Annotated in this window: 23 protein-coding genes; 10 read left to right on the top strand and 13 right to left on the bottom strand. The window is 68.4% G+C overall.

What is annotated here, in order from left to right:
- Nucleotides 1-5 precede the first annotated feature (5 nt).
- From HPC46_RS13560 to HPC46_RS13550, 3 genes are read left to right on the top strand one after another with little or no spacing between them, the layout of a single operon-like run.
- Nucleotides 6-764 (top strand): LamB/YcsF family protein, encoded by a 759-nt coding sequence (locus tag HPC46_RS13560; RefSeq protein ID WP_179470582.1) that lies wholly within the window; start codon nt 6-8, stop codon nt 762-764.
- Entirely contained in the window at nt 764-1,684 is a 921-nt protein-coding gene (locus HPC46_RS13555; RefSeq protein WP_179470581.1) for an MBL fold metallo-hydrolase, read from the top strand. The genes HPC46_RS13560 and HPC46_RS13555 overlap by 1 nt, the downstream gene beginning before the upstream one ends.
- A gap of 7 nt (nt 1,685-1,691) precedes the next feature.
- Complete coding sequence (locus HPC46_RS13550; protein WP_407665500.1) at nt 1,692-2,924, top strand: SLC13 family permease; 1,233 nt, start codon at nt 1,692-1,694, stop codon at nt 2,922-2,924.
- A 16-nt stretch (nt 2,925-2,940) separates the two neighbouring features.
- On the opposite strand, the gene HPC46_RS13545 is transcribed toward HPC46_RS13550, so the two are convergent.
- The 6 genes from HPC46_RS13545 to carD all read right to left on the bottom strand — a co-directional run bounded on the left by HPC46_RS13545 (nt 2,941) and on the right by carD (nt 8,547).
- Complete coding sequence (locus HPC46_RS13545) at nt 2,941-4,371, bottom strand: hypothetical protein (protein ID WP_179470579.1); 1,431 nt, start codon at nt 4,369-4,371, stop codon at nt 2,941-2,943.
- Between the two features lie 139 nt (nt 4,372-4,510).
- Nucleotides 4,511-5,455, bottom strand: coding sequence for a 23S rRNA (guanosine(2251)-2'-O)-methyltransferase RlmB (gene rlmB, locus HPC46_RS13540; protein WP_179470577.1), 945 nt, complete (start codon nt 5,453-5,455; stop codon nt 4,511-4,513).
- Nucleotides 5,456-6,862: a cysteine--tRNA ligase gene (gene cysS / locus HPC46_RS13535; RefSeq protein ID WP_179470575.1), complete on the bottom strand. Its 1,407-nt coding sequence runs from the start codon at nt 6,860-6,862 to the stop codon at nt 5,456-5,458.
- Nucleotides 6,863-6,881: 19 nt separating this feature from the next.
- Nucleotides 6,882-7,382 carry a 2-C-methyl-D-erythritol 2,4-cyclodiphosphate synthase gene (ispF, locus tag HPC46_RS13530; protein ID WP_179470573.1) on the bottom strand — a complete coding sequence of 167 codons (501 nt, stop codon included), beginning with the start codon at nt 7,380-7,382 and terminating at the stop codon, nt 6,882-6,884.
- Entirely contained in the window at nt 7,379-8,062 is a 684-nt protein-coding gene (gene ispD, locus HPC46_RS13525; RefSeq protein ID WP_218894129.1) for a 2-C-methyl-D-erythritol 4-phosphate cytidylyltransferase, read from the bottom strand. Before ispD ends, ispF begins: the two co-directional genes overlap by 4 nt.
- Nucleotides 8,059-8,547, bottom strand: a complete 489-nt coding sequence (carD, locus tag HPC46_RS13520; RefSeq protein WP_005138865.1) for an RNA polymerase-binding transcription factor CarD — start codon at nt 8,545-8,547, stop codon at nt 8,059-8,061. Before carD ends, ispD begins: the two co-directional genes overlap by 4 nt.
- A gap of 294 nt (nt 8,548-8,841) precedes the next feature.
- Between carD and HPC46_RS13515 the strand changes: the two genes are divergently transcribed.
- The 3 genes from HPC46_RS13515 to disA are packed head-to-tail and all read left to right on the top strand — an operon-like array spanning nt 8,842 to nt 12,008.
- The gene (locus tag HPC46_RS13515) at nt 8,842-9,396 is read left to right on the top strand and encodes a copper chaperone PCu(A)C domain-containing protein (RefSeq protein ID WP_179470569.1); all 555 of its coding nucleotides are present in this window, start codon (nt 8,842-8,844) and stop codon (nt 9,394-9,396) included.
- Between the two features lie 60 nt (nt 9,397-9,456).
- Complete coding sequence (radA, locus tag HPC46_RS13510) at nt 9,457-10,902, top strand: DNA repair protein RadA (protein WP_179470567.1); 1,446 nt, start codon at nt 9,457-9,459, stop codon at nt 10,900-10,902.
- A complete protein-coding gene (disA, locus tag HPC46_RS13505; RefSeq protein ID WP_179470565.1) occupies nt 10,893-12,008 on the top strand; it encodes a DNA integrity scanning diadenylate cyclase DisA in 1,116 nt (371 codons plus the stop codon). Before radA ends, disA begins: the two co-directional genes overlap by 10 nt.
- A gap of 29 nt (nt 12,009-12,037) precedes the next feature.
- Here the strand turns inward: disA and HPC46_RS13500 are convergent, their stop codons facing one another.
- Both HPC46_RS13500 and HPC46_RS13495 read right to left on the bottom strand, forming a co-directional pair.
- Nucleotides 12,038-12,826 (bottom strand): hypothetical protein, encoded by a 789-nt coding sequence (locus tag HPC46_RS13500; protein WP_063823517.1) that lies wholly within the window; start codon nt 12,824-12,826, stop codon nt 12,038-12,040.
- A gap of 80 nt (nt 12,827-12,906) precedes the next feature.
- Complete coding sequence (locus tag HPC46_RS13495) at nt 12,907-13,524, bottom strand: carbonic anhydrase (RefSeq protein ID WP_179470563.1); 618 nt, start codon at nt 13,522-13,524, stop codon at nt 12,907-12,909.
- Between the two features lie 37 nt (nt 13,525-13,561).
- Between HPC46_RS13495 and HPC46_RS13490 the strand changes: the two genes are divergently transcribed.
- A complete protein-coding gene (locus HPC46_RS13490) occupies nt 13,562-14,503 on the top strand; it encodes an iron-sulfur binding domain-containing protein (protein ID WP_179470561.1) in 942 nt (313 codons plus the stop codon).
- On the opposite strand, the gene HPC46_RS13485 is transcribed toward HPC46_RS13490, so the two are convergent.
- Nucleotides 14,460-15,419, bottom strand: a complete 960-nt coding sequence (locus HPC46_RS13485; protein ID WP_179470559.1) for a helix-turn-helix domain-containing protein — start codon at nt 15,417-15,419, stop codon at nt 14,460-14,462. The genes HPC46_RS13490 and HPC46_RS13485 overlap by 44 nt on opposite strands.
- 71 nt (nt 15,420-15,490) lie before the next feature.
- Here HPC46_RS13485 and HPC46_RS13480 point away from each other — a divergent pair, with 71 nt between their 5' ends.
- Nucleotides 15,491-15,688: a hypothetical protein gene (locus tag HPC46_RS13480; RefSeq protein ID WP_005138849.1), complete on the top strand. Its 198-nt coding sequence runs from the start codon at nt 15,491-15,493 to the stop codon at nt 15,686-15,688.
- Here HPC46_RS13480 and HPC46_RS13475 read toward each other — a convergent pair.
- Nucleotides 15,662-16,489: an alpha/beta fold hydrolase gene (locus HPC46_RS13475; RefSeq protein WP_179470557.1), complete on the bottom strand. Its 828-nt coding sequence runs from the start codon at nt 16,487-16,489 to the stop codon at nt 15,662-15,664. The genes HPC46_RS13480 and HPC46_RS13475 overlap by 27 nt on opposite strands.
- Here HPC46_RS13475 and mhuD point away from each other — a divergent pair.
- Both mhuD and HPC46_RS13465 read left to right on the top strand, forming a co-directional pair.
- The gene (gene mhuD, locus HPC46_RS13470) at nt 16,488-16,805 is read left to right on the top strand and encodes a mycobilin-forming heme oxygenase MhuD (RefSeq protein ID WP_108052429.1); all 318 of its coding nucleotides are present in this window, start codon (nt 16,488-16,490) and stop codon (nt 16,803-16,805) included. The two genes, HPC46_RS13475 and mhuD, sit on opposite strands and share 2 nt — an antisense overlap.
- Nucleotides 16,768-18,150, top strand: coding sequence for a serine hydrolase (locus tag HPC46_RS13465; RefSeq protein ID WP_179470555.1), 1,383 nt, complete (start codon nt 16,768-16,770; stop codon nt 18,148-18,150). The genes mhuD and HPC46_RS13465 overlap by 38 nt, the downstream gene beginning before the upstream one ends.
- On the opposite strand, the gene HPC46_RS13460 is transcribed toward HPC46_RS13465, so the two are convergent.
- From HPC46_RS13460 to HPC46_RS13450, 3 genes are read right to left on the bottom strand one after another with little or no spacing between them, the layout of a single operon-like run.
- Nucleotides 18,130-18,687 (bottom strand): histidine phosphatase family protein, encoded by a 558-nt coding sequence (locus HPC46_RS13460; protein ID WP_179470553.1) that lies wholly within the window; start codon nt 18,685-18,687, stop codon nt 18,130-18,132. The two genes, HPC46_RS13465 and HPC46_RS13460, sit on opposite strands and share 21 nt — an antisense overlap.
- Entirely contained in the window at nt 18,684-19,490 is an 807-nt protein-coding gene (locus HPC46_RS13455) for a CbtA family protein (protein ID WP_179470551.1), read from the bottom strand. The genes HPC46_RS13460 and HPC46_RS13455 overlap by 4 nt, the downstream gene beginning before the upstream one ends.
- Nucleotides 19,491-19,503: 13 nt before the next feature.
- The gene (locus HPC46_RS13450; protein WP_179470550.1) at nt 19,504-19,716 is read right to left on the bottom strand and encodes a CbtB domain-containing protein; all 213 of its coding nucleotides are present in this window, start codon (nt 19,714-19,716) and stop codon (nt 19,504-19,506) included.
- Between the last annotated feature and the right edge of the window lie 26 nt (nt 19,717-19,742).

Here is a 19,742-nt window from a genome sequence, read left to right as displayed (position 1 = left end):
AGCTCGTGGCGTCGGTGGATTTGAACGCAGACCTGGGCGAAGGTTTCGGAGTCTGGGAGCTCGGTGACGACGCCGCCATGCTCGACATCGTCACCAGCGCCAACGTGGCCTGCGGCTTCCACGCCGGGGACCCGGCCGGGCTGGCGCACACGACCCGAGCCGCTGCCGAGCGCGCTGTGCGTATCGGTGCACAGGTGAGCTACCGCGACCTCGCCGGGTTCGGCCGCCGCTTCATCGACGTCGCGCCGGCCGAGCTGACCGCCGAGGTGATCTATCAGATCGGCGCGCTGCAGGCCCTGGCCCGCGCCGCCGGATCCGACGTCAGCTATGTCAAACCCCATGGTGCGCTGTACAACACGATCGTCAGCCACCGCGAGCAGGCCCGCGCGGTTGCCGAAGCGGTGCACGCCGTCGACCCTTCTCTGCCGGTGCTCAACCTGGCCGGTTCGGTGTTCTTCGATGAGGCGCAGCGACTCGGACTCCGCACGGTTTCCGAGGTATTCGCCGACCGCGCCTACCGGCCGGACGGAACGTTGGTCTCCCGCCGCGAAGAAGGGGCGGTGCTGCATGACCCCGAGCAGATCGCCGAGCGGGTGACCCGGATGGTGCGGGACGGGCAGGTGGTGGCCGTCGACGGATCCGTGATCGAGGTGCGTGTGGAATCGGTTTGCGTACACGGTGATTCACCGGGCGCGACGAACATCGCCACCGCGGTCCGCGAACGACTGCTGCGCGACGGCGTCGAACTGGCGGCGTTCGTCTGATGCGACTCAAACTCGGCCGGCCCGATATCGCCAACTACCGCAACCGTTTCGACCTGCCCGATGCCGACCCGGACGGTCCACTGTCGATCACCTTCCTCGGCGTCTCGACGATTCTGGTGGACGACGGCAGCTCAGCGCTCCTGACCGACGGCTTCTTCTCCCGCCCGACACTGCTCGACGTCGGGTTGCGCCGGCTGACGCCGTCGGACTCCCGCATCGACTACTGCCTGAACCGGGCCAAGATCAATCGGTTGGCCGCGGTGCTGCCCGTGCACACCCACTACGACCACGCCATGGATTCGCCGATCGTCGCCGCCCGCACCGGCGCGCGGTTGATCGGTGGCGAGTCAGCCGCCAATATCGCTCGCGGACATGGCCTTGCGTCGGATCAGATCGTCGTCGCCGCCTCGGGGGAAGAGCTGACCCTTGGGCCGTTCAAGGTCACGCTGATCGAATCGCACCACTGTCCCCCGGACCGCTTCCCGGGCCCGATCACCGCGCCGGTCGCGCCGCCGGCGAAGGCGTCGGCGTTCCGCTGCGGTGAGGCGTGGTCCACGCTGATCCACCACACCCCCAGCGATCGGCGGCTGCTGATCCAGGGCAGCGCAGGCTTTCTGCCCGGCGCTCTCGACGGCCAACGCGCCGAGGTCGCCTATCTCGGTATCGGTCAGCTCGGCGTCCAGCCGCGGGACTACATCGAGCGGTATTGGGAGCAGACGGTCGGTGCCGTCGGTGCACAGCAGGTGGTGCTGATTCACTGGGACGACTTCTTCCGTCCGCTCACCGAGCCGATGGTCGCGCTGCCGTACGCGGGCGACGACCTCGACGTGTCGATGCAGACGCTGTCGATGCTGGCCGAACGTGACGGCGTCGGCCTCCACCTGCCGACGGTGTGGCAACGCGCCGACCCGTGGACCTGATCGTCTCGTGCTGATCGTTTCCCTGGTCGCGCTGGCGGTCGTACTGGTCTTTGCCATCGCCCGGCCCGCGGGCTGGTCAGAAGCGTGGGTCGCGGTGCCCGCCGCTGCGGTCGTCATCGGGGTCGGGGCGGTGTCCACTGCCGACGCGAGTGCCGAAGTGACCCGGATGCTCCCGGTGGTCGGGTTCCTGGCCGCGGTGCTGGTGCTGGCGAGCCTGTGCGACGACGAGGGACTGTTCCACGCCGCGGGCACGTGGATGGCGCGGGGCAGCGGCGGGCAGCCGCGACGGCTGCTCGGCCAGGTGTTCCTGATCGCGGCGGCCACGACGGCGATCCTGAGCCTGGACGCCACCGTCGTGCTGCTGACCCCGGTGGTGCTGGCCACGGTGCGGGCGATGCGGGTGCCGGCCCGCCCGCACCTGTATGCCACTGCGCACCTGGCCAATTCGGCGTCATTGCTGCTACCGGTGTCCAACCTGACCAACCTGCTGGCGTTCAGCGCCGCCGGGCTGACGTTCACCCGGTTCAGCGGGTTGATGGCCGCGCCGTGGCTGGCGACGGTGGCCGTCGAGTACCTGTTGCTGCGATTGGTGTTCCGCCGCGACCTCGCCGACGTACCGGCCGATACCCCACCGCCCGCTGCCGAGAAGCCGGTGTTCGTTCTCGTGGTACTCGGCCTGACCCTGGTCGGGTTCGCGGTGACCTCGTTCGCCGGCCTGTCGCCGGCATGGGCGGCGCTGGCCGGCGCGGTGGTACTCGGAGTGCGGTCATTGGCCCAGCGGCGCAGCACGATTGGCGGTATCACGCGCTCGCTGCACATCCCGTTCCTGGTGTTCGTACTGGCGCTGGCGGTCGTCGTCAAGGCGGTCATGGTCAACGGGCTCGACCATTTCGCCGCCGATCTGCTGCCCAGGGACGGCGGGTTGCCCGCATTGCTCGGGATCGCGGCGCTGGCGGCGCTGCTGTCCAACGTCGTCAACAATCTGCCCGCCGTACTGGTGCTGCTTCCGCTGGTAGCCGGCGGCGGCCCGGCCGCAGTGCTGGCGGTGTTGATCGGGGTGAACATCGGGCCCAACCTGACCTATGCCGGGTCGCTCTCAAATCTGTTGTGGCGCCGAATTCTTCACGGGCAGGGTGAATCGACCAGTGTGCGCGAGTTCACCTGGCTGGGCATGCTGACCGTACCGGCGTGCGTTGTGGCCGCCACAGTCGCGTTGTGGGCCGGCTTTCAGATCGTTTAACCCCAGGGATACCCAGCTACGGGCGACGAGCGGAATTTGCCTGCGCGGAGGGAGTTCCGGAGGCGCCTGCGCCGCCGTAGCCGCCGACCGAACCATTCGGTGCGCCACCGTCCTGACCCGCGATGGCACCCGAGTATCCACCCTGGCCACCGGGGCCACCGGGCGCGGTGACACCGGATCCGTCGGTTGCATAGCCGCCGCTACCGCCACGGCCACCGACGCCGCCGTCGCCGGTGTTGCTTCGGCCGCCGCGGCCACCGTACCCACCTTGGCTCCATCCGCCGATCGTGATGTTATCGCCGCGGGCGCTGTTGCCGCCGTTGCCGCCGTCACCACCGATACCGCCGGTGCCGGTGTCGCTCTGGCCGCCGTCGCCACCGTGGCCGCCACGTCCGCCGGTGGTGCCGCCGGTGGAGCCATTGCCGCCCCGGCCACCATGACCGCCATTGCCGTTTCCGCTGCTACCCCCGTCGCCGCCGTAACCGCCGTCGCCGCCGTAACCATTGCCGCCGGTGGCGGCGTCGCCGCCGGCGCCACCAGTGCCACCGTCGCCGTCGGTGCCGTCTTTACCGTCGCCGCCGAGCGCGGAACCCGTTCCGCCGGTGCCACCCTTCCCGGCCTTACCGCCGCCTCCGCCGTCGCCGCCGTTGCCGACCGACGAGCCGTAACCGCCGGTGCCGCCCCGGCCCCCGGTACCGCCTGCACCGCCAATACCGCCGGCCCCGCCGGCACCGATGAGCGATCCGGCCTTACCGCCAGTGCCACCTTGGCCGCCGACGCCCCCATAACCACCGGTGCCACCGGTGCCACCGTACGGTTCACTTGTGGCACCGACCACACCGTCGGCACCTTTGCCGCCCATGCCGCCAGCGCCACCTCTCCCGCCGTTGCCGATCAACAGACCGCCACTGCCACCGTTGCCACCCGCACCGCCGGTACCTCCCACGGCTCCGACACCATCGACTGCGACGATGCGGTCGACCCCGACACCGCCGTCGCCGCCTTTGCCGCCATTGCCGATCAACAGACCGCCGCGGCCGCCGTTTCCGCCTTTCTGGCCGGTGGCGCCCACGGCGCCGTCACCGCCGTTGCCGATCAGCCAGCCGCCGTTGCCGCCGTTCCGTCCGGGAGTGGTGGCGTCCTGGCCGTTACCCACGGCCCCGAGCGTGACGACCAACACCAGCGTGTTGAGGGTGTCGGCCGGCGAGACTGCTGCGGCCGCCAACGCGGTCGGGGTGGGCGTGCTCGCGCTGAGGCTGCGGTTGTCACCGCCGCACGTCAGGTCGAGGACACATGCCGGCGACGCGGGCAGCGCGAAGCTGACCGACGCCAGCCGAACACCAGCCAGGTCGACCGGTGTCTGCGCTGGGGGTGTGGCGTGTGCCGCCGACGGCGCCGCCACCACCCCGGCTACCGTCACCACACCCATCATGACGGACATTTTCATCGCTGCCCCCTGTCGTCGGCTCCAACCACAAGCAGCGTCCACGCCACGAGGGCGCATCCAGTGAGTAATGGAACACTTGAATGCATCTCGGGACTACTTGAATTCATCCGGCGCGGCGCCGCGCTGCGAGTTGTGTGAGCTAGCGGCGGCGCTGACGGGCGATTTCGGCGAGCACGACGCCGGCGGCCACCGACGCGTTCAGTGACTCGGTCGGTCCGGCCATCGGAATCGACAGCACCGCATCGCAGTTCTGTCGCACGAGGCGCGAGAGCCCCTTGCCTTCCGAGCCGACGACGACCACCAAGGGTCCGGATGCGTCGAACTCGTCGATCGTCGTGTCGCCCTCGGCATCGAGTCCGACCACCTGCAGACCGGCGTCGGCCCATTCCTTGAGCGTGCGGTTGAGGTTCGTGGCCCTTGCGACTCGAACACGTGCCGCCGCACCGGCACTGGTGCGCCACGCGACGGCCGTCACCGACGCCGAGCGCCGCTGCGGGATCAGCACACCGTGACCGGCGAAGGCCGCCACCGACCGGATGATCGCACCCAGATTGCGCGGGTCGGAGATGTTGTCCAGCGCGACCAGCAGAGCCGGCTCGACGTCAGACGTGGCCGAGGCCAGCAGATCGTCGGGGTGCGCGTAGTCGTACGGCGGCACCTGCAGGGCGATGCCCTGATGTAAACCGTTGGAGCTCAACCGGTCCAGATCGGTGCGCGGCACTTCGAGGATCGCGATACCGCGATCGGCGGCCAGCGTCACCGACTCGGTCATCCGCTCGTCGGCTTCGGCACCCAGCGCCACGTACAACGCCGTCGCCGGCGCGTTCGCCCGCAGGCATTCCAGCACGGGGTTACGGCCCAAGACCATTTCGGTCTCGTCGGTGGGCTTGGAGGTTCGCCGTTGCGTCTGCTTTGCGGCTGCGGCGGCCCGCCTGGCCGCGGGATGGCCGGTGCGCTGGTGCGCCGGTGGAGTGGCGCCGCGTCCCTCGAGCCCTCGCCTGCGCTGGCCGCCGGAGCCGACGGTCGGGCCCTTCTTGGTGCCTTCCTTGCGAATTGCACCGCGGCGCTTGGAGTTTCCGGCCATCTACTTGCCGCCTTCGTCGCGTAGCGCCCACTGCGGGCCGTCGGAGGTATCGGTGACCTCGATGCCCGCCTCCTTGAGCCGGTCGCGGATCTCGTCTGCCAGCGCCCAGTCTCGACTCTGGCGAGCCTCGTCGCGGCGGTTGAGCTCGGCGCGAACCAGCACATCCACCGCGCCGAGCGCCGCCGACGTCTCGTCGCGCATCTCCCAGCGCTCGTCGAGCGGGTCGCAGCCGAGAATGCCCATCATGGACCGGATGTCGCCGGCTTTGGCCAAGGCGGTCTCGTGGTCACCGGAGTCCAGCGCCCGGTTGCCGTCGGCCCGAGTGGCGTGGACCTCGGCCAGCGCGGCGGGCACCGCCAGATCGTCGTCGAGCGCGGCGGCGAACTTCTCGGTCCAGGTACCCGGCACCACGGCGCCGACCCGGGTGCGCACCCGGTGCAGGAATTCCTCGATACCCGTGTAGGCCTTCACCGCGTCCTGCAGGGCGGTCTCGGAGAACTCCAGCATCGACCGGTAGTGCGCGCTACCCAGGTAGTAGCGCAGCTCCGCGGGCCGAACCCTTTGCAACACAGCGGGAATCGCCAGAACGTTGCCCAGCGACTTGCTCATCTTCTCCCCGCCCATGGTGACCCAGCCGTTGTGCAGCCAGTACTGGGCGAAGCCGTCGCCGGCCGCGCGCGCCTGAGCGATCTCGTTCTCATGATGTGGGAACACCAGATCCATTCCACCGCAATGGATATCGAAAGAAGCACCGAGATACTCGTGGGCCATTGCCACACATTCGGAGTGCCAGCCCGGCCGGCCGCGCCCCCACGGGGTGGGCCACGACGGCTCACCGGGCTTGGCGCCCTTCCACAGGGTGAAGTCCCGCTGGTCGCGCTTACCGGTACCCGCACCTTCACCCTGGTGCACGTCGTCGATCTTGTGCCCGGAGAGCTTGCCGTACTCCGGGAAGCTCAGCACATTGAAATAGACGTCGCCGTCGCCGGTGTAGGCATGACCGTTGTCCACCAAGCGCTCGATGAGATCGACGATCTGGGTGATGTGCCCGGTCGCGCGAGGCTCGGCCGACGGCGGCAGCACGCCGAGCGCGTCATAGGCCGCGCTGAACTCCCGCTCGTGGGTCGCCGCCCATTCCCACCACGGGCGGCCGGCATCAGCGGCCTTCGTGAGGATCTTGTCGTCGATGTCGGTGACGTTGCGGATGAACGCGACGTCGAACCCCTTGGCCATCAGCCACCGGCGCAGCACGTCGAAGGCGACACCGCTGCGGACATGGCCGATATGGGGCAAGCCCTGCACGGTCGCGCCGCACAGGTAGATCGAGGCGTGGCCGGGACGCAGCGGCACGAATTCGCGTACGGCACCGGTGTAGGTGTCGTGCAGCCGCAGGCCGGTTGAGGTCACGACGCGCCAGCTTACCGGCCTATTCGGGGTTATTCGGCACCGAGGCTGATCCGGCGACCACCAGAGCGGTCGCGATGGCTGCCATTCCCTCGCCACGACCGGTCAGCCCGAGACCGTCAGTGGTGGTCGCGGAGACCGATACCGGCGCGCCCAGCAGCTCGGAGAGCACCCTTTGGGCCTCCTGCCTGCGCGGCCCCACCTTCGGGCGGTTGGCGATGACCTGGACGGTCGCATTGCCCACGGTGTAGTCCGCCTCGGCCAGCAGACCGCGGACGTGGGCGAGCATCTGGGCGCCGGTCACACCGCGCCACTGCGGCTGGTCCACCCCGAACACGGTCCCCAGATCGCCGAGCCCGGCAGCGGATAGCAGGGCGTCGCACAGGGCGTGCACGGCGACGTCGCCGTCGGAGTGCCCGGAGCATCCGTCGGCGCCGTCGAACAGCAGGCCCAGCAGCCAGCACGGCCGGCCTGCCTCGATCGGGTGGACATCGGTGCCCAGCCCGACGCGGGGGATCATCATGCGTCCAACACCGCCAGCGCCAGCCGCAGATCCAGCGGCGTGGTGATCTTGAAGGCCATGGAGTCGCCGTCGACGGTGTGCACCGGGGTGCCCAGGTACTCCACGAGCGACGCGTCATCGGTGACGGCGACGCCGCCGCCACGTTCGTAGGCCCGGCGCAGTAGCGCGGTCTCGAAGCCCTGCGGCGTTTGGACGGCGCGCAAGCCGGATCGTTCAGGGGTACCCAGCACCACCCCGTTCGAGTCGACGGCCTTGATGGTGTCGGTGACCGGCAGCACCGGGATGACCGCACGCAGTCCGTCGCGCAGGGCGGCGACCACCCGTTGGATCTGCTCGATCGGCGTCAGGGGCCGGGCGGCGTCGTGCACGAGCACGAATTCCGGCTCCCCGATCGCCCCCAGCGCGCGGCGGACGGTTTCGGGACGCTCCAAACCGCCCTCGACGACCGTGGCGCGGTCGTCGAGCAACAGTTTCGCTTCTACGACCCGGTCGGCGGGCGCGGCGACCACCACCCGATCGACGACGCCGGACGCGAGTAACCCGTCGACGGCGCGTTCGAGCATGGTGCGACCAGCGAGATCTACAAAAGCCTTCGGGATGCCCGCACCCAGCCGTTCACCGGAACCGGCGGCCGTGACGACCGCTACCGTGTCCGTCACTGAACCCCTCGGGGCAGTCAGGACGCGGCGGCAAGCGCCTCGTCGAGAATGATCGTGGCCTTCTCGTCGTCGGTGTTCTCAGCGAGGGCCAGCTCGCCGACGAGGATCTGCCGAGCCTTGGCCAGCATGCGCTTCTCGCCAGCGGAAAGACCGCGTTCCTGGTCCCGGCGCCACAGGTCACGAACGACCTCGGCGACCTTGTTGACGTCGCCGGACGCCAGCTTCTCGAGGTTGGCCTTGTAGCGGCGCGACCAGTTGGTCGGCTCTTCGGTGTGCGGGGCACGCAGAACCTGGAACACCTTGTCCAGGCCCTCCTGCCCGACAACGTCCCGGACGCCGACGTATTCGGCGTTTTCCGCTGGAACTCGAACGGTCAGGTCTCCCTGGGCGACCTTCAAGACGAGATATTCCTTCTGTTCGCCTTTGATGGTCCGGGTTTCGATCGCTTCGATCAATGCAGCACCGTGGTGTGGATAGACAACGGTGTCTCCGACCTTGAAAATCATCAGTTTCGAGCCCCTTTCACAAAGCAATGTTAGCACGGGGGCCGACAGCGTGTGGAACAACGGTGCAGGTCAGGGGCATCATAGGTGAAGAGTGGGGGTTGACAGGGTGTCGAAAGCGTGCAACACGCAGGCCTTCAACGGCTCCCAGCACACCCCGCCCTGACCCGGGTTGCGAACTTCCGTGACACCGCCATGAACCCTCAGCTACCGCCGCGCCGCGCTACCTACTACTGTGCATAGTCGAACCGCGGCGGCGCGTCGGTGCCGTCCACACAGGCCGAGCAGGAGACTGTTGTGAACCGCTTGACGAATCGCCTCGTGGCCGCATCCGCTGGCCTGGCCGCCTGCGGCTTGATTCTGACGGGCTGCGGAGCGGGACAGATCTCACAGACGGCGGATCAGGAATCGGCCGTCAACGGCGCCACCGGCAATGCCGGGAACATGGCCCTGCGGAACGTCCACATTCAGGCAGTGCAGTCTGGTGATGCCCTCAAACCCGGTCAGACCGTCGAGCTGATCTTCGTGGCGGCAAACACGTCTCCGGACACCAACGACAAGCTGGTCAGCGTCAGCACCGACGTGGGTACGGTTGCCCTCACCGGCACCACCGCCATCCCGGCGGGCACTTCGCTGATCGTCGGCACCGCCGACGGCCAGCCCGAGGCCGCCGCACTGGGCAGCGCGCAGCCGACCAAGGCCGAGGTCACGCTCAGCCAGCCGATCACCAACGGCCTGACCTACCCCTTCACGTTCGAATTCGACAAGTCCGGCCAGGCCACCATCGCGGTGCCGATCTCGGCCGGCGGCGCGGCGCGCCAGGACGGCGACCCGGTCGGCGGACACCACTAGCTCGACTGACACGGGCGGTTAATCCGCCGATCTGTCACACCCACCCGATACGGTCACGGCGTGGCCAAGGCACGTTCGCAATATCGCTGTTCAGAGTGCCGCCATGTGATGGCCAAATGGGTCGGCCGCTGCCCGGAATGCGGCACCTGGGGCACCGTCGACGAGGTCGCCGGCCCGGCCGCGGGCGGCTCAGCCCACCGGGCGGTGGTGCCGTCCTCGCCCGCCGTGCCGATCAGTTCCATCAACCCCGACCGCACCCGCCACTTCCCCACCGGCGTTGACGAGCTCGACCGCGTGCTGGGCGGTGGCGTGGTGCCCGGATCGGTCAGCCTGCTGGCCGGTGATCCCGGCGTCGGCAAGTCCACCCTGCTGCTCGAGGTGGTGCACCGGTGGGCACAATCCGGGCGGCGAGCGCTGTATGTCTCCGGCGAGGAGTCAGCGGGTCAGATCCGGATGCGCGCCGGGCGCACCGGGTGTACCCACGACGAGGTGTTCCTGGCCGCCGAGACGGACGTCAACACCGTGCTCGGCCACATCGAGGCCGTGCAGCCCAGCCTGGTGGTGGTCGATTCGGTGCAGACGATGACGGCCGGTGACACCGACGGCGTGGTGGGCGGGGTGACTCAGGTGCGCGCGGTGACGACGGCGCTGACCGCCACGGCCAAGTCCAGCGGCGTGGCCCTGGTGCTCGTCGGGCACGTCACCAAAGACGGCGCGATCGCCGGCCCCCGTTCGCTGGAACACCTGGTGGACGTGGTCCTGCACTTCGAGGGCGACCGCAACTCGACTCTCCGGATGGTGCGCGGCGTCAAGAACCGCTTCGGCGCCTCTGATGAAGTCGGGTGTTTCCTGTTGCAAGACAACGGGATTCAAGGCGTCTCCGATCCGTCGGGATTGTTCCTCGACGACCGGCCGAACCCGGTTCCCGGCACCGCGGTCACGGTGGCTCTGGACGGTAAGCGGCCGCTGATCGGCGAGGTCCAGGCCCTGCTGGCCTACCGCCCGGAGAACGCGCCGCAGCGGCGCGCGGTCAGCGGCGTGGACAGTTCCCGCGCGGCGATGATCGCCGCGGTGCTCGAGCGCCGCGCCAATCTCAAGGTGAGCACCACCGACATCTACCTGTCCACCGTCGGTGGGATGCGGCTGATGGATCCCTCGTCGGATCTGGCGGTGGCGATGGCGATAGCGTCGGCCTACGCCGACCTGCCGCTGCCCGCCTCGACCGTGGTGATCGGCGAGGTCGGTCTGGCAGGAGATCTGCGGCGGGTCACCGGTATGGACCGCAGGCTGGCCGAAGCGGCCCGCCTGGGCTTCACCGAGGCCCTGGTGCCGGTCGGCTGCGGAACGGTGCCCAAGGGCTTCAAAGCCATCGAATCGGCCACCATCGGGGACGCGCTGCGCTCCATGCTGACGATCGCCAAACGGCCCTACGACAACGTCGTGACGCAGCTCAGGCGGGACGGGTCGAGTAACGACGTCGACGACGTGGACAATAAGTGGCTGTGAGCACCGTCAACCGCACGAACGGCTCGACGCAGCCGGCGCCCGCCACGCTGCGCGACACCATCGGGCGGCTGGCACCGGGCACTGCCCTGCGCGACGGCCTGGAGCGCATCCTGCGCGGCCGCACGGGCGCGCTGATCCTGCTGGGTTACGACGAGCGGGTCGAGACGATCTGTGACGGCGGGTTCTCCCTGGACGTGCGCTTCGCACCGACCCGACTTCGCGAGCTGTCCAAGATGGACGGCGCCGTCGTGTTGTCCACCGACGGCAGCCGCATCGTGCGCGCCAACGTGCAATTGGTGCCCGACCCGACGATCCCCACCGACGAATCGGGAACGCGGCACCGCTCGGCCGAGCGCGCCGCCATCCAGACCGGCTATCCGGTGATCTCGGTGAGCCACTCGATGAGCATCGTGACCGTCTACGTGTCCGGGGAACGTCACGTCGTCGCCGACTCGGCCACCATCCTGTCGCGGGCCAACCAGGCGATCGCGACGCTGGAACGCTACAAGGCCCGCCTCGACGAGGTGTCCCGGCAGCTGTCGACTGCCGAGATCGAAGACTTCGTCACCCTGCGCGATGTCATGACAGTAGTCCAGCGGCTGGAGATGGTTCGCCGCATTGGGCTCGAAATCGATTCTGATGCAGTCGAACTCGGCACTGACGGCCGACAGCTGCGGCTACAGCTCGAGGAGTTGCTCGGCGGCAACGACACCGCCCGCGAGCTGATCGTGCGCGACTATCACGCCAATCCCGACGCGCCGTCCAAAGCTCAGGTGGCCTCGACGCTGGCCGAGCTGGACGCGCTGTCGGACACCGAGCTGCTGGACTTCACCGCGCTGTCGCGGGTGTTCGGTTATCCCTCGACGACCGAGGCGCAGGATTCGGCGCTCAGCGCGCGGGGCTACCGGGCGATGGCCGGCATCCCACGTCTGCAGTTCGCCCACGTCGATATTCTGGTGCGGCGCTTCGGTTCACTGCAGGGGCTGCTGGCCGCCAGTGCCACCGACCTGCAGTCCGTCGAGGGCATCGGCGCGATGTGGGCGCGCCACGTCCGCGAGGGTTTGTCGCAGCTGGCGGAGTCCACGATCGCCGACCGGCTGGTCTGACACCGTTTCAGATAAGAAGTCGTCGAGCCTTAGCCGGCAGGCGCGGGCGGCGGTGCTTCGCCGGGTGCACCGGCGGGCAGCTGCTCACCGGCAGGCGGCACCGCACCCGGCGGTGGCGCGTCGGCGAGGATGAACGGCACCGACGCCGAGCGCAGATTGCCGAGCTGGACAACCAGGTTGTAGGTGCCCGGACCGATCGGCTGGCGCGGCAGCGGGCACTGCGGCGCAGACCCCATGCCCGTCCAGGTCACCTCGGTGGTCACCTGCTCACCCGGGTTGAACGTCTTGACCAGAGTCTCGTTGGACGGTGCGCAGTCCAGGTTCGACCACAGCCGGTGGCCGTCGAGGGAGTAGACATAGGCGGCCAACACGGCCGCGCCCACATCGCGCTTGCAGGCGACCAGGCCGATGTTGGTGACGACCATGGTGAACTTCGGCTGATCACCGATCACGTACTGCGGCTGGTTGGTGATGCCCTTGACCGCCAGGTTCGAATCCGGGCAGTCGTCGCCTTCCTTCAGCACCGGCGGCGGCATGACGGCCTCGGTGGGCGTCGGTGCGACCGCGACGGGTCCCGACGGCGTCTCCGCCGGTGGTGGCGGCGCGACGACGGGAGTCTTGTTGTCCGGCTGCGGGTTCTGCGGCCCCGCCGCAGTAGTGGTCTTGACGGTGCTCTTCGTGTCGGAGCCACCGCTGAAGATCACGAAGGCCACGCCGACAACGATCGCAACGACCACTGCGACGATGCCGATCGCAAGGCCACGGCGTCGCCAATAGATTTGCGAGGGAAGAGGTCCACGCGGTTCGAGATCCAGCACGTTCTCACGGTAAGCCCAGGTCACCGCGAGTTGTCCGACCCCGCTCGGCGTGTCGCCTTGTTCGCTAGCTGAAAAAGTGGTTATTCGCCGATGTCGCCGAGGTGTTCGCGAAGCACAACCTTGCCGTCGGCGAGCTGATACGTCAGCCCGACGATGGCCAGGTTCCCGGCCGTGATCCGCTCGGCGATCGCGGTGGACCGGGCCAGCAGCTGCGAACCGGTCTCGATCACATGGCGGGCCTCGAACTCGTCCACCCTGGTCAGGCCCTCGCGGCGGCCGATCAGGATCGACGGCGTCACGCGCTCGACGACATCGCGGACGTACCCACCCGGCACCGCCCCCTCGTCGAGGGCGGACAACGTCGCCTTGACCGCTCCGCAGCTGTCGTGGCCGAGCACCGCGATCAGCGGCACGTTGAGCACGCTGACGGCGTATTCGATGGAGCCGAGCACTGCGGAGTCGATGACGTGACCGGCGGTGCGCACCACGAACATGTCGCCCAGGCCCTGGTCGAAGATGATCTCGGCGGCGACGCGGCTGTCCGCACAGCCGAAGATGACCGCGGTCGGCGTCTGCCCTGCGGCCAACCGCGCCCGGTCCTCGATGCCCTGGCTGGGATGCTGGGGCCGGCCGGCGACGAATCGCTCGTTACCCTCTTTGAGTGCCTTCCAAGCGGTTATGGGGCTGGTGTTCGGCATGGCCCACATTCTGCCCTGTCGCCCGCTGCAGGATGCGATGAGCATCAAATCCGCTGAACTCGTCGACTGGTACTCCCATGCCCGCCGCGACCTTCCATGGCGCGACCCCGACGTGACGGCATGGCAGATCCTGGTCAGCGAGTTCATGCTGCAGCAGACCCCGGTCGCCCGGGTGGCGCCGATTTGGCTCGACTGGGTGGCCCGCTGGCCGACGCCGTCGGCCACGGCGGCCGCCAGTGCCGCCGACGTGCTTCGGGCCTGGGGCAAGCTGGGTTATCCGCGGCGGGCCAAACGGTTGCACGAGTGCGCTATCGCGATCGCCACCGAGCACGGCGACCAGGTGCCCGACGACGTCGAGGTGCTGCTCACGCTGCCCGGCATCGGCGCCTACACCGCCCGGGCCGTCGCCTGCTTCGCGTATCGGCAGAGCGTGCCGGTGGTGGACACCAATGTGCGCCGGGTGGTGGCGCGCGCGGTGCACGGGCTCGCCGATGCCGGTAATCCGTCGGCGACGCGCGACCTTGCCGACGTGACGGCTCTGCTGCCCGATGATGAGACGGCTCCGGTGTTTTCGGCGGCACTGATGGAACTCGGTGCCACGGTGTGCACGGCCCGTTCGCCCAAATGCGGCATCTGCCCGCTGAGTGCGTGTGCGTGGCGGGCGGCCGGGCACCCGGCGGCGACCACCGCACCCAGGCCCTCGCAAAAGTACGCGGGCACCGACCGCCAGGTGCGCGGACGGCTGTTGGATGTGCTGCGGGCAAGTTCCGCGCCCGTGGTCCGTGAACGGCTGGACGTGGTGTGGCTGACCGACACCGCTCAGCGGGATCGGGCGCTGGACTCGCTGTTGGTGGATGGGCTGGTGGAGCAGACGGCCGACGGCCGGTTCGCCCTTGCCGGCGAAGGCGACGATACGGGGCCCCCGACGCCGGCGACTAAGCCGAGCGGGCGAAGCGGCGGCGGTAGTCCGACGGCGTGACGCCGACGATCCTGCGGAAGTGGTGCCGCAGCAGCGTGGCGTTGCCGAAGCCGGCCCGCTCGGCGATGCGGTCGACGTCCAGGTCGGTTTCCTCGAGCATCCGGCGGGCGTAGAGCACTCGCTGGTCGGTGACCCACTGCATGGGTGTGGTGCCGGCCTCTTCGACGAAGCGTCGGGCGAACGTACGCGCGGACATGTTGGCCCGCCGGGCCATGCTCGCCACAGTGTGCGGCTTGTCGAGATTGGACAGTATCCAATCCAATTGCGGGGCAAACCCTTCCGAACATCGCGCGGGTATGGGTTGTTCGATGTACTGGCGCTGGCCACCATCACGCTGCGGCGGCACAACCATCCGTCGCGCGATCTTGTTAGTGACGGTGCTGCCGAGTTCGCGGCGCACCAGGTGCAGACTGGCGTCGATACCGGCCGCGGTGCCCGCGCTGGTCACCAGATCACCGTCGTCGACGAACAGCACATTGCGGTCGATGATCGCCGTCGGATACCGGCGCGCGAGGTCGTCGGCGTGCATCCAGTGCGTGGTGCAACGCCGCCCGTCGAGCAACCCCGCCTCCCCCGCCACGAATGCGCCGGAACACACGGTCAGGATCGTCGACCCCGCGGCGTGCGCGGCCCGCAGTGCCTCCAGCGCCTCGGGCGGGTACGCCTCGACCGGTCCCGTCACCGCCGACACCGCCACCACATCGGCACCGATCAGGGCGTCGAGGCCGTGATCGGGCACCAACTGCGCGCCGACGCTGGTGCGCAGCGGTCTCCCCGGCTCCGGGCCGCACACTTTGAAATCGAAGTTGGGCACCCCGTCGGCGGACCTGTCGATACCGAAGACCTCGCAGATCACCCCGAACTCGAACACCGCGAGGCCCTCGAGGACCAGCGCGGAGACGCTGTTCAATGCCATGGCAGAATTTTATCCCACCCGGTCAGTACTGCCACTGTTGGCGGGATCTTTTCTGCCGAAGCATTACTGCCATGACCGCATTACTCGCATTCCTGAACAAACTGCGGCTGCGTGCCGATCAATTCCGGGTGAGCGCACCGATGGTCGGCCCACTCTTCGGTGACGACGCCGACGCCCGCCGGATCAGCCACGACCTCGACGCCATGCGGACCCGATTCGAACACCACCCGGCGTGGCCGTCGTCAGGCGTCCTCGGGGAGCGTCGCTAGGAACGTCTCGACGGCTTCCCGGTACTGCTCCGGGGCGTCGTCGTGGACGAGATGGCCTGCGCCCGGCACATGGACATAGCGGGCGTCGGCGGCCAGTTCCGCCATCCGGCGCATCTGCCCCGGCGGGGCCACCGAGTCACCGGCCTCGATGAGCAACACCGGCACACGGACCGCCTGCCACTGCTGCCAATAGTCGCGGGTGCCCCATTGCCCGGCGATCTCCATCCAGCGGGCGGGCCGGCCGTGCAGCCGCCAGCCGGTCGCCGTCCGGTCGAACGCCTCCAGGAAGTACCGGCCGGCGATCGGCCCGTACTCGTCGTAAACCTGTTCGGCAGTGGGGTATTCGACCGGCAGCGCATGCACCCAGGGCTCCCACGGACCGGTCGTCCGGCCGACGAAGTCGGGCGCCATGTCCTCGACCACCAGCGCACTCACCAGATCGGGTCGCTGCGCGGCCAGGCACCACGAGTGCAGACCGCCCATCGAGTGACCGACGAGAATCGCCGGGCGGCCGAGTGCTTCGACGGCGGCACCCAGGTCGGCGACGAACCGCTCGGTGCTGACGGGTTCGGGATCGTCGACCTCACGGCCGCGATGCCACGGCGCGTCGTAGGTGTAGACCGCGCCGAATCTCGTCAGCCACGGCACCTGCCGCGACCACGTGGTGCCACGTCCCATCAGGCCGTGCACCAACACCAGCGGGCGGCCACTGCCACCCCGATGCGCCAGCGAATCGGTGCTCACCGCTTCATCTTGCGCGGTCGGCCACCACCCGCGGCGGGCGCGGTAGCCTTGCGCCATGTCCGTGGTGAAGATCAACGCAATCGAGATTCCACCGGGTGCCGGCCCCGAACTGGAGAAGCGGTTCGCCAACCGTGCCCACGCCGTCGACAACCAGCCGGGGTTCCTCGGGTTCCAGTTGCTGCGGCCGGTCAAGGGCGAGGACCGCTACTTCGTGGTGACCACGTGGGAGTCCGAAGAAGCCTTCCAGGCCTGGGCGACCGGACCCGCGATCCACGCGCACGCCGGTGAACGCGCCAATCCGGTGGCCAAGGGTGCCCATCTGCTGGAGTTCGAGGTTGTGTTGGACGTTGCCGGGACCGGCGCCAAGGCGTAGCGCGCGCCGGGCGCGCCGCAGCGCGGTGGCACTGGCCACCGTCATCGCGTCCGCCGCTGCCCTGGCCACCAGCTGCTCACCGGCACCCACCCCGCCGGCCAACGCCGGCGCGGGTGTCCGCATCGACCTCAACACCCCCACCGGGGTACGGGCCAAGCAGGTCATGGACATGCTGAACTCGGACTGGCCGATCGGGAACGAAAGCGTCAAGACGCTGGCCACCCCCGAACTCGTGGACCCGGTCGCCCACAGCATGGACTCACTGTGGTGGGACCGGCCCTACACCCTGGCCGGAGTCGACATCGGCGCCAATGTCGCCACCCTGCACCTGCTGACGTCCTATGGCGCACGCCAGGACATCGACCTGCGAATCGGCGACGACACCTTCGTCAGCCGGTTCGTCGTCAATACCGAGACACCCAAAATCGACTCGTGGCAGGACGTCGACACCGCGCTGAGCCGCACCGGCGCGCGCTATTCATGGCAGGTGTCCAAGGTCGACGATGGCCGCTGCCAGAAGGTCGCCGGTACCAATACTTCCGAATCCCTGCCGCTCGCTTCGATTTTCAAGACCTATGTGCTCTATGCGGTCGAAACTGCGATAACGGCAGGGACTTTGAAGTGGGACGACAAGCTGACGATCACCGCCGAGGGCAAGAAGCTCGGCACATCGGGCTTCGACAAGCTGCCGCCCGGTTCGCAGATCACGGTTCGCGAAGCAGCCGGCAAGATGATCGCCACGAGCGACAATATGGCCACCGATCTGCTGATCGGGCGCCTGGGCACCCACGCCGTCGAAGAGGCTCTGGCCGCCGCCGGCCACCACGACCCGGCGAGCATGACACCGTTCCCCACCATGCGGGAACTGTTCGCCATCGGCTGGGGCAATCCAGATGTGCGGGAGAACTGGAAGACCGCCACCGTTGCACAGGACCGCGCAAAGCTGTTGCACGACGCCGATTCCCGGCCGTACGACCCGGACCCGTATCGCTCCCACTCGCCCGGTTCGGCCTACGGCGCCGAGTGGTACGGCACCGCCGAGGACATCTGTCGCGTGCATGCCGGTTTGCAGCACAACGCCGTCGGGCCGGCAGCCCAGGTCAAGGACGTGATGTCGGAGACCGCGGGCATCGACCTCGACAAAGCCGAATGGCCCTACATCGGCGCCAAGGCCGGCAACCTGCCCGGCGACATGACATTCAGCTGGTATGCCGTCGACCGCACCGGGCAGGCATGGGTGGTCAGCTTCCAGCTCAACTGGCCCCGGTTCCACAGCGCGAATGCCGGCGGCTGGGTGATGACGATCATCAAGCAGGTCTTCGGGCTACTGCCCCGTTACCGCTGATCGCAGCGTCCACACCATTCCCCGGAAGTTCATGGCGGTGCGGCCGGCCGGCGCAATGTCGATGCGCCAGAACGACTTCGGGGGAGCATCCAGCGCAACTAGGATCGCCGCACGGATCACCGCGGGGTGGGTGATCGCCAACGCGCTGCCCGGCGTCCGGCTGATGTCCGCGAGCCAGCCACGCAACCGCGCCAGCAATGCGACGATCGACTCCCCGCCATGCGGGCAACTGTCTGGTTCGGTGAGCCAGCGGGTGAGCTGGTCGGGCGGCACCTCGTCGAGGGCCATACCTCGCCACTGACCACAATCCAGATCGGCCAGCCGGCCATCCACCATGGCCGTCAGACCGAGCAGTTCGGCGGTCTCGCGCGTCCGGGTCTCGGGCCCGCACAGCACCGTGTCGGCGGTAGGTGCATCGAGCTCGGAAAGCTGGCGGCGGCCAAGCGTATTCAGCGCTTCGTCCACCGGAAATCGCCCGGCTGACATGGCGTCGGTCATGGCATGTGACACCAGAATCAGCCGGACGACCTCACTCACGCAGAGATGGACTCCGGCGCCTTGCTGTCGAGCAGCCGGGACAGCATGGCCCCACCGAACAGGCCGATCGTCGTCCAGACGATCACCTGGGTGCCCAGCGCATACAACCGGAACTCGTACAGGTCGGCCGCCGGGAAGCCGCCGAACACGATCGTTCCGGCGTCGTTGACCATCGGGCCCGGCGTCTCGTTGATCGTCGGCAGGATGAGCATGACGATCGCGACCGCGACGATGTAGGCGGCGCCCGCCGCCAACGTCGCGTTCCAGGCGCCCAGTTTCGGCGTGAGCTGGAACGCCAGATACACCGAAGCGACCATGAACAGCGCGGACAGCGCCACCATCAGCACATACAGCAGGGCGCGCTGCTTGATGGTTTCGTCCAGGCTTGTCGCCGGCGGGCTGGGCGGGTACTTGAGCGCGGGGACCACCCACAGCGAGATGAGCATCGCCCCTGCGGTCAGCACCGCCAGCGTGCGGGCCGACACAGTGGTGATCCGGCTGTAGGCCACGCAGAACACGACCGCGAACAGTGCACCGAGCGCCACGCTGAAGAGCAGTACGCCCAGTCCCATACCGATGTTGGACTGCACGGCCCGGGTGAACAGCTCCCCGCCCTCTTCATGGCCGTGGCTGTGACCGTGAGCGGACGCCGCCTCCATGGCCTCATGGGCGGCCGCGGTGCCGTCCTCGAAATCGATGGCCCGCCCGACGATCGGTTCAATGAAGATTTTCGACCAGATGAATCCGAGCAGGCCGGCAAGGGCGCCGGCCAGAATGCCGCGCCAGATTATTGACTTTTCCATGTAATTGAGTCGCTCAGTGGCAGGGGAAGCCGAGCAGATGGCGGGCGTCATGCACGAATTCGTGGATGTACATGTTGTCGCCGAACACCGAAGTGGCGCCTTGATCGACGCCGACGAAGTAGAGGACCAGCAGCGCGAAGAACGCGGTCAGCGAGAGCCAGACGATGGCCTTGGCGGCCGAGAGGTCGACGGCACGAGACCGGCCCTGTGTCTGCGGAGTAGTCATTGGAGTCCTTTCAGGGAGCTGCGCGT

Origin of the sequence: Mycolicibacterium vinylchloridicum (genome assembly GCF_013404075.1) — a bacterium.
Classification (GTDB): Bacteria; Actinomycetota; Actinomycetes; order Mycobacteriales; family Mycobacteriaceae; genus Mycobacterium; species Mycobacterium vinylchloridicum.
The sequence above is the reverse complement of the archived record's forward strand: the minus strand, read 5'-3'. Positions and strand labels throughout refer to the sequence as shown.

Coding starts and splice junctions, on each gene's coding strand:
- rlmB (WP_179470577.1), bottom strand. CDS start 5,455: ATGGCCGGAAACTCCAAGCGCCGCGGTGCAATTCGCAAGGAAGGCACC.
- HPC46_RS13450 (WP_179470550.1), bottom strand. CDS start 19,716: ATGACTACTCCGCAGACACAGGGCCGGTCTCGTGCCGTCGACCTCTCG.
- HPC46_RS13480 (WP_005138849.1), top strand. CDS start 15,491: ATGACCGCATTACTCGCATTCCTGAACAAACTGCGGCTGCGTGCCGAT.
- HPC46_RS13475 (WP_179470557.1), bottom strand. CDS start 16,489: ATGGCGCAAGGCTACCGCGCCCGCCGCGGGTGGTGGCCGACCGCGCAA.
- HPC46_RS13490 (WP_179470561.1), top strand. CDS start 13,562: ATGAGCATCAAATCCGCTGAACTCGTCGACTGGTACTCCCATGCCCGC.
- HPC46_RS13495 (WP_179470563.1), bottom strand. CDS start 13,524: ATGCCGAACACCAGCCCCATAACCGCTTGGAAGGCACTCAAAGAGGGT.
- mhuD (WP_108052429.1), top strand. CDS start 16,488: ATGTCCGTGGTGAAGATCAACGCAATCGAGATTCCACCGGGTGCCGGC.
- HPC46_RS13545 (WP_179470579.1), bottom strand. CDS start 4,371: ATGAAAATGTCCGTCATGATGGGTGTGGTGACGGTAGCCGGGGTGGTG.
- HPC46_RS13555 (WP_179470581.1), top strand. CDS start 764: ATGCGACTCAAACTCGGCCGGCCCGATATCGCCAACTACCGCAACCGT.
- carD (WP_005138865.1), bottom strand. CDS start 8,547: ATGATTTTCAAGGTCGGAGACACCGTTGTCTATCCACACCACGGTGCT.
- HPC46_RS13455 (WP_179470551.1), bottom strand. CDS start 19,490: ATGGAAAAGTCAATAATCTGGCGCGGCATTCTGGCCGGCGCCCTTGCC.
- ispF (WP_179470573.1), bottom strand. CDS start 7,382: ATGATGATCCCCCGCGTCGGGCTGGGCACCGATGTCCACCCGATCGAG.
- HPC46_RS13485 (WP_179470559.1), bottom strand. CDS start 15,419: ATGGCATTGAACAGCGTCTCCGCGCTGGTCCTCGAGGGCCTCGCGGTG.